This window comes from Pseudomonas syringae group sp. 26L6 (assembly GCF_032587815.1).
GTDB lineage: Bacteria > Pseudomonadota > Gammaproteobacteria > Pseudomonadales > Pseudomonadaceae > Aquipseudomonas > Aquipseudomonas amygdali.
The window spans coordinates 200625-207218 of record NZ_JAWHPJ010000054.1 but is presented as its reverse complement, the minus strand read 5'-3'; the positions used below and the strand labels follow the sequence as shown (position 1 = coordinate 207218).

6 protein-coding genes are annotated in these 6594 nt (G+C 62.3%); 1 reads left to right on the top strand and 5 read right to left on the bottom strand.

The window, feature by feature from the left end:
* Positions 1-324: 324 nt before the first annotated feature.
* From RYA97_RS23800 to RYA97_RS23780, 5 genes are all read right to left on the bottom strand, one after another.
* Entirely contained in the window at positions 325-1785 is a 1461-nt protein-coding gene (locus RYA97_RS23800; RefSeq protein ID WP_005780495.1) for an aldehyde dehydrogenase family protein, read from the bottom strand.
* 184 nt (positions 1786-1969) lie between these two features.
* Entirely contained in the window at positions 1970-2830 is an 861-nt protein-coding gene (locus tag RYA97_RS23795) for a GNAT family N-acetyltransferase (protein ID WP_117139565.1), read from the bottom strand.
* 38 nt (positions 2831-2868) lie between these two features.
* A complete protein-coding gene (locus RYA97_RS23790; RefSeq protein ID WP_005744615.1) occupies positions 2869-4053 on the bottom strand; it encodes an NAD(P)/FAD-dependent oxidoreductase in 1185 nt (394 codons plus the stop codon).
* 19 nt (positions 4054-4072) lie between these two features.
* Positions 4073-4465 carry a RidA family protein gene (locus RYA97_RS23785; protein WP_005744616.1) on the bottom strand — a complete coding sequence of 131 codons (393 nt, stop codon included), beginning with the start codon at positions 4463-4465 and terminating at the stop codon, positions 4073-4075.
* Positions 4455-5591 (bottom strand): DSD1 family PLP-dependent enzyme, encoded by a 1137-nt coding sequence (locus RYA97_RS23780; RefSeq protein WP_029240853.1) that lies wholly within the window; start codon positions 5589-5591, stop codon positions 4455-4457. Before RYA97_RS23780 ends, RYA97_RS23785 begins: the two co-directional genes overlap by 11 nt.
* A 96-nt stretch (positions 5592-5687) precedes the next feature.
* Between RYA97_RS23780 and RYA97_RS23775 the strand changes: the two genes are divergently transcribed.
* Positions 5688-6572, top strand: a complete 885-nt coding sequence (locus tag RYA97_RS23775) for a LysR family transcriptional regulator (RefSeq protein WP_016980907.1) — start codon at positions 5688-5690, stop codon at positions 6570-6572.
* The last annotated feature ends 22 nt before the right edge of the window (positions 6573-6594 follow it).

The window sequence follows — 6594 nt, the reverse complement described above, 5'->3', positions numbered from 1 at the left end:
GGATCAGTGACAGGGCGAAGGAACCCGACGAAGTCGGGCCGGAAACAGGAGCGAAAGGCTTTGGTTACTTTGGCCTCATCAAAGTAACTCGCCGAGGGGCGAAAAGGTGACCTGAGCCGGACACAAATATCACTGACATAGCAGAACCGCTGTGTGACGCAGAGCGTCACGAACTGCATGCCTACGCGGAGCGCAGGCACGATAATCAACAGCCCTACCACGATCGCGAAGAGGTCACCTGCCACCTGCGCAGGCACGATAATCATCTTTGTTATAAAGATGAGCGAGCATGAGCCGAGCATTCGTGCGTATCACTCGCGCCACTCAACCAAACCCCACAATAGCCTTGGTCTCCAGATACTCTTCAAAGCCATGCACGCCATACTCACGGCCATTGCCCGAGCGCTTGTAGCCGCCGAACGGGGCCATCGGGTTCCAGGCGGGGTAGTTCAGATGCACTTGTCCGGCACGAATGCGCGAAGCCACCGAACGGGCCTGCTCAATATCCTGCCCCTGTACATGCGCGCCCAGACCGTAAACGGTGTCGTTGGCAATCGCCACCGCCTCATCAACCGTGTCGTAGGCAATCAGGCACAGCACCGGACCAAATATTTCTTCCCGGGCGATACGCATGGACGAGTCCACTTCGGAAAATACCGTCGGCCGGGTGTAGAAGCCTTGCTCATGGCCTTGCACACGGCCTGGCCCGCCGCAGACCAGCTTCGCGCCTTCACTCAGCCCGGCATCGATCATCGCCTGTACGCGGTGAAACTGTGCCTCGTTGGCGATCGGCCCCAGCACTGTTTCCTCCCGCTGCGGATCTCCCACAATGATCGCCTTGGCCGTCTCGGCTGCCAGCGCTTCAACTTCCGCCAGTCGGTTCCTGGGCACGATCATGCGGGTCGGCGCGCTGCACGACTGGCCAACGTTGCGGAACGCGGCCATCACGCCGGGCGGCACCGCTTTGGCGAAGTCGGCGTCGGGCAGCAGAATGTTCGGTGATTTACCGCCCAGTTCCTGAGTTACCCGTTTCACAGTCGGTGCGGCGGCCTGCGCCACCAATGCGCCTGCACGGTTGGACCCGGTGATCGAGATCATGTCGATGTCAGGGTGCGCAGCCATCGCGCCGCCCACTTCAGGGCCGCTGCCATTGACCAGATTGAATACCCCAGGCGGCAGACCCGCATCGTGAACCAGTTGCGCGAACAGCAAGGCGCTTAGCGGCGACAGTTCGCTGGGCTTGAGCACCACTGTGCAGCCAGCGGCAATCGCCGGGGCGACTTTTGCCGTAATTTGATACAGCGGCCAGTTCCATGGCGTGATCAGCCCGCACACACCGATAGGTTCGCGTTCAATCGCGGTGCCGCCTTCGACGCTCTGGAATCGATAGGTCGCCAGCAGGTCACGCGCAACACGAACATGCTCTGCGGCAAGCTGCACCTGCATCGCCCGCGCAGTACTGATAGCTGCGCCCATCTCCAGCGAGATGGCCTGCGCCAGTTGTTCCTTGCGCTCGAGGATAAGCTCGTGGATGCGCCCGATTATCTCGGCCCGGGCGTGCGCCGAGGTGCCGGACCAGCCCGCAAAGGCTGCCCGCGCCGCTGCAACCGCGCGGTCGACGTCGGCGGCCGAGCCACTGGCAACGTGCGCCACCACTTCTTCGGTTGCCGGGTTGATCACCGCAATGCTGGCCGGGTTGAGCGGCGCCGACCAGCGACCATCGATATAGAATTTCTGCGCGGTGTCTGGATCAACGCGATGGCTGTTCAAGGACTGTGAGGTCATCCAGCGAGCTCCCTGGAGCGATAATGGGCGAGGTCAGGCCGTTTGATATCAGGCCGTTATATGCCTATAAGCTAACAAAGCGGTCTGGATAAAAAGCGCCGATCTGCCGGGCTGCAAAGAATAATCTGCTGTATGCAACCCGCTAACATTGCGGACCTGTTCCGGGGCTTTATCCGCGCCGATTTCAGCCTATGGCCTGGGTCACCAGCGCAAACTGCTGCACGTTCTTGCTCAATGGCGGCGGCGTTCCGAGCACCATGCGCGGTGCCCTGTCGACACACGGCAGGCCCAGGCTTTCGAGCCACGGTGCCAAGCCGCAATCAGCCAGGATGTCGAAGCGCACGAACATGCCGGGTATCTGTTGCAACAGGTGGGCAATCAATTGCCGGGCCTGCTCTGCATCACCGGCCACCAGCGGGCCGATGATATGCCCGCGGCCGAAGCGGCGCAGCAGGGCGATGCCTGTCAGGCGCCCCTCATGGTCGATGCCCACCACCTCTTCTGCATCGCGCGACAACAGGTCATTCAGCACGACGGTGCGATCCAGACCGCTGCCTGCGTTGGCCAGCCTGATCAGTTCGGCATGGTCGGCCTGACCTAGCGTGCGAATCGGCAGACCATCGCTCGGTGTCGCCAGCCCTGACAGGTCAGCAATGCCCTGATGCTGCTGGATCCGCGCAAAATCGACAAAGCCAAGGCTCCGGTACAACGGCGCGCCCAGTTCCGTAGCATTGAGGATCGGTGTGCGCGGTGCGGTTGCGTCAAGGCACAGATGCATCAGGCGGCGACCGATGCCTTTGCCCTGATGTTCATCGCTGACAATCACCAGACCTATGGATGACCAGTCGCCCTGATGGCAGGTGAATGCCACGCCCACCAGTTGGCCGTCATGTTCGGCGACAAAACCCTCGGAGGTGCGTTGCACCATGGCCCAGTCTTCTTCGCGGTGCGGCCATTTGAGGTGTGCCGAGAGGGCATGGGCCGCAGGAATGTCCGCCTCAGTCACCGGGCGATATCGATAGAGGGTATCTGGGGTCGCGTGCATGGAGCCTCCGTTGCAAGGGCGAAGTGGGTCGTTTCGGCTCATATGAGCTTGCCTGTGCTCATCAGGCTGGACGTGAACGGCATCTCGATGGCCGTCGGGTCGGTGAAGCGGCGGATATCGAATGGGGAGATCAGCGTGCGCGTGCTGCCGGTGCTGATCAGCTCGGCCATAACATCGCCGACGCCGGGGCCGAGCTGAAAGCCGTGGCCGCAGAAGCCAAACGCGTAGAACAGGCCGTCCACCTTGCCACTGCGGCCCATGATCGGCAGCGAATCCGGCGTATAGCTCTCGATGCCGCTCCAGACACGGATGATGTTCAGCTTCTCTGCGCCGGGTAACAGGCGTTTCATCTGCTTCATCTGGTTGATCAGGCTTTCCGGTTTGAAGTAGGCGCGGCGGTTGAGCATGTCCGGTTTGTTGCGATTACCACCGCCGATGATGATGTTGCCGCGCGGTATCTGGCGGAAATAGATCACTTCTTCCTTGATTTTGGTGAACACTCCGATCACCGTCGGCAGGGCGTAGGGCACCGGTTCGGTCACTGACATTTGCGGCCCGTTGGGCTCCAGCGGAACCGGCTCGCCGAACTGCTCGGCCAGCTTGGCCGCCCAGGCCCCGGCGGTGATCAGCAATTGCTCGGCGACGAACAACTGGCCGTCGGTGGTGCTGACGTGAAACTCGCCGCCGACCTTCTGCACCTCTGCCACCTCGGTGCGCTCTTCGATTCTTGCCCCGGCGCGAATCGCCGCACGGGCGAAGGCGGGTGCGGCCAGGCGCGGGTTGGCGTGCCCGTCGTGGGGCGCATAAGAGCCGCCTTTGACCTCCGGGCCGAGAAACGGGAAGCGCTCATGCAGCGTGTTGCCCCTGATCACCTGCAAATCCAGCTCGCGGGCTTCGGGTGCGGCGGCATAGGCCTCCAGTTCAGCGATCTCGTCTTCGCGATAACACACGCGCATATGGCCGCTTGGAATGAACTCCAAGTCTTCGCCGATCAGTTCGGGCAGGCGTTTCCACAGCGCCCAGGAGCGATTGGAGAGTTCCAGCTGGCCAAGAAAGCGGCCCTGGCGGCGCACGTTGCCGAAGTTGACGCCGCTTGCGTACTGGCCTATCTGGTCGCGCTCCAGCAGAGTTACCGAGCGCCCGTGCTGGCGCAGGAAAAACGCTGATGACGAGCCCATGAAGCCGCCGCCGATAATCAGAACGTCGCTTTTTTGCGGGGTCATGAGGTGCTCCCGATAGTGTTCATCGTACGGTGCGCGCCAGGGCTTCGATCTCGATCAGGTAGCCGTGGTGCAATTCTGGAACCGGCACCACAGCGCGGGCCGGGCGATGGTCGCCCAGATAGCCTGCATAAATGCGGTCGAAGGCCGGCCAGTGCTGGATGCCTGCGATGTAAATGGTCACTTTCAGCAGGTCATCGGTCGTGCATCCTGCTGCCTCAAGAATGGCAGCCAGGTTGTCCAGCGCAATAGCGGCCTGCACCTCGAATGGCTCGTCGACGCTGTGGCTGCCGTCAGCGCGCACCGGCAGTTGCCCGGAAACATGCAGCGTGCCTTCATGCAACACTGCCTGGGAATAATGCCCGCCCGGCGCGGCGGCCAGGGGTGTGCGAATCAGTTCGATATCACCAGCCATGCAGGCGACTCCAGGTGTGAATTGCGCCTTCGGCATCGCAGGCGTGGTAGTCCGGGAACTGCGCACCGGTAGCACAGGCGTGGTTGGGCAGAATGCGCAGCCGGCTGCCGATGGGGAAGCGCGCAGTAATGTCTGCCTGGCTGCCGGTGGCGAGCGTGATGATGCCATGCTCCTGATTGGCACTCGTCACCCGCGCGCCGTCGATCCACTCGCCGGTTTCGCTGCACACCTGGCCGTAGCCGAAATCCTCACGCTGGCGCTGGGTGCCGCGATCCCGGCTCATGGCCATCCAGCCTGCGTCAACGATGATCCAGCCCTTGTCCTGCTGATGGCCGATGACCGTGGTCAGCACACTCAGGGCCAGTTCGTCGGCGCGGCATACGCCGATGTTGTGCATCACCAGATCGAAGAATACATAGACCCCGGCACGTACTTCGGTCACGCCTTGCAGGCTCTGCGCCGACAGCGCGGTAGGCGTCGAGCCGATGCTGACTTCCGCGCAGTGCAGCCCCGCTTGCCGAATGCGCTCGGCGGCGCTGACGCAAAGCCTGCGCTCCTGCTCGGCGAGAGCTTGCAGCGCTTCGGGGGTGTCGAGGTCGTAACTGGACCCAGCATGGGTCATGACCCCTCGCAGGTGCATGCCGCCCTCGATCAGCGTTCTCGCGACTTCGACGAGCGAAGGGTCGTCGACGGTCAGCCCGGAACGATGGCCGTCGCAATCGATTTCGATCCACACATCAAAGTTCTCATCATGTCGCTGGCCGAAGGCGACAATCGACTGGGCAGCGACCACGCTGTCGGTCAGAATGCTCAGGCGGCAACCGTTGCGCCGCAGTTTGAATGCCTGGTCCAGTTTGCCAGGTGCGATGGCGACGGCGTAGAACACGTCGTTGATGCCCTCGGCAAAGCAGTGTTCGGCCTCTTTCAGGGTCGAGACCGTCACGCCGCTGGCACCTGCAGCTATCTGCGCCTGAATCACCGGCAGGCATTTGCTGGTCTTCACGTGCGGACGCAAACGCACACCCAGCTCATTCATGCGGTGTTGCATGCGCTGGATATTGCGCTGCATACGCGGCACATCAAGCAACGCGACAGGCGTATCGAGAGAAGACAAAAGGGCAGACATGGACAGAGCTCGCGTGACTGGGGACGGCTGCCACTCTACTCACGGGTGATGAAGCTGTGGTTCAATGCTTTGTCATCAATCCTTAAGCTGAGCTGAATGATCGCTATCGAAGACCTGCGTCTGGCCGTGGCGCTATCGCGCTGCGAGTCCCTCAGTGCTGCGGCCAGAGTCCTGAATGTCTCGCCGCCCGCGCTGTCGATGCGCTTGCGCAAGCTGGAGACGCAGCTGGGCATTACCCTGGCCAATCGCGACGCCAGACGCCTGAGCCTGACGGCAGATGGCGAACGTTTCGCACAGGAAAGCGCGCATCTGCTGGAACAGCTTGAAGCGCTTCCGGAATCGTTCAAGCAGCACGATGAGCGACTGGTCGGCACCCTGCGTCTGGCAGCGCCGTTTGGTTACGGTCGCCAGCGCATTGCGCCGTTGCTGGCGCGCTTTGCCAAACTGCACCCGCAATTGCGTCTGCACCTGGACCTGCGCGAAACGCCGTGGCCTGATCGGCATGACAGCGACGCGGTGATTCATATCGGCAGCCTCAATGACAGTCTGTGGATCGCCAGACCTCTGGCGCACAACCATCGCTGGCTGTGCGCCAGCCCGGCTTATCTGGAGCAGCACGGCGTGCCTTCGACGCCTGACGAGCTGGCGTGTCATCGCTGCATCTGCATCCGCGAAAACGATGAAGACGTGACCCTCTGGCACCTGAGCAAGGGCCAGGCGAAAAAGACCCTGCGCATCGAGCCTGCGCTGCTCAGCAACGACGGCTCGGTTGCCCGGCGCTGGGCCGAGCAGGGGCTGGGCATCGTCTTGCGCTCGCAGTGGGACGTCAGCGACGCCATTGCCAGCGGCAGGCTGGTGAGGGTGCTGGCCGATTGGCAACTGGCCAGCGCGCCGATCAACCTGCTGGTGCCCGTGCGCAAGCACCGCAGCGCCAGGGTGCAGGCACTGACGGAGTTTCTGGAGACGGCGCTGAAGGGCTGATCACATTAATCGCGTAGGCGCT